Origin of the sequence: Vibrio sp. 10N.286.51.E5 (genome assembly GCF_041469125.1) — a bacterium.
GTDB lineage: Bacteria > Pseudomonadota > Gammaproteobacteria > Enterobacterales > Vibrionaceae > Vibrio > Vibrio crassostreae_C.
In genome coordinates this window covers 1-1618 of record NZ_JBFRJZ010000128.1, presented here as the reverse complement: position 1 = coordinate 1618, position 1618 = coordinate 1, and the positions used below count along the sequence as shown (strand labels likewise).

At 43.9% G+C, this 1618-nt stretch carries 1 protein-coding gene and 1 pseudogene; both read left to right on the top strand.

Annotation, left to right across the window (positions count from 1 at the left end; genetic code table 11):
- Positions 1–246: pseudogene (locus tag AB4161_RS22935) on the top strand (aspartate-alanine antiporter); the annotation flags it as partial.
- Between the two features lie 151 nt (positions 247–397).
- Positions 398–1618 (top strand): bifunctional aspartate transaminase/aspartate 4-decarboxylase (locus AB4161_RS22930; RefSeq protein ID WP_372084440.1); only part of this gene is annotated, 1221 nt, incomplete at its 3' end.

Genomic DNA, 1618 nt, shown 5'->3' with positions numbered 1-1618 from the left:
ATCATTCCACAGATTATTTCATTCTTCTTCTCGTACTTTGTATTGAAGATAAAGAATCCGGTAGAAGCTTTAGGTTGTGTAACCGGTGGTCGAAGTGCAAACCCAGCGTTCGCTGCATTGATGGAAAAAACAGGCAACGCAACGCCAGTATTCTCTTTTACTGTGACTTACGCCGTAGCCAACGTGTTACTGACTCTATGGGGCCCAATTATCGTCGGCATTATTACCGTTAATGCGGGTATGTAATTAAAACCTACAACTCATTATAGATTTAAAAAATCATCAACTTATTAACAGACCTACCCAATCAAAAATAGGGTAGGCCTGAATAATCACGCTTAAGTAAAACACTTTATTTAATTACAAGTGTTTAATATTAAATTATTAGGTAAATATTATGACTACTCAAACTCCAACTATCGATTTTTCAAAATTCGCTGACCTAAGCCCATTCGAGCTAAAAGACAAACTGATTGAAGTGGCGCAAGCTGTGCCAGATCGTGCACTTCTTGATGCAGGTCGTGGTAACCCTAACTTCCTAGCAACGCTACCTCGTAAAGCCTTCATCCGTCTTGGTGAGTTTGCGGTAGCAGAAGCAGAGCGTAACTACGCTTACCTAGGTGGTGATTTCGGTGGTATCCCTGATGGTGTTGGCATCGTTGAGCGTTTCGACACGTTCGCAAGCCAATATGCAGCAGACAAAGGCGTTGACTTCCTACGTCGTGCACTAAGCTACGCAAAAGACCGTCTAGGTATCGAAAAACAAGCGTTCCTAAACGAGCTAGTACTGGCTTACCTTGCGTGTAACTACCCAGTACCACCACGTATGCTAGTGAACATCGAGAAAGTGGTTAAACAATACATCGCAGAAGAGATGTACGGCCCAATGCCAATGACGACTAACTTTGACTTGTTCGCAACAGAAGGCGGCACAGCGTCAATGACGTACACGTTCGCAACCATGTTCAACAATGGTCTATTGAAAAAAGGTGACAAAGTTGCGCTAATCACGCCAATCTTTACCCCTTACCTAGAAATCCCAGAGCTAGCAGAGTATGAGCTGGAAATCGTTGAGCTACGCCTTGATGAGACCACTTGGCAGCTACCAATGTCTGAAATCGAAAAACTGGCAGATACAGACATCAAACTGCTTTGTGTTGTTAACCCAGCAAACCCAGCATCAGTTAAATTCTCTGATGAAACACTGGATAACCTAGCAAACTTCGTCAACGAGCAGCGTAAAGACCTATTCATCATCACAGATGACGTGTACGGCACATTCGCAGATGAGTTCGTTTCTCTGTTCGCAAAACTACCGTATAACACACTATGTGTTTACTCATTCTCTAAATACTTCGGTGCAACAGGCTGGCGTCTAGGCACTATCGGTATTCACGATGAGAACGTGTTCGACGATACACTTCGCTCATTCAGTGAAGCGACACAGTGCCAATTGGACGACCGTTACAAAACGCTAACTCCAGAGCCACGTGACATCAAATTCATCGACCGTATCGTTGCTGATAGCCGCAGCGTAGCCTTGAACCATACTGCAGGTCTGTCTCTACCACAACAAGTACAAATGGCGATGTTTGCATTAACTTGTCTAATGGACTCA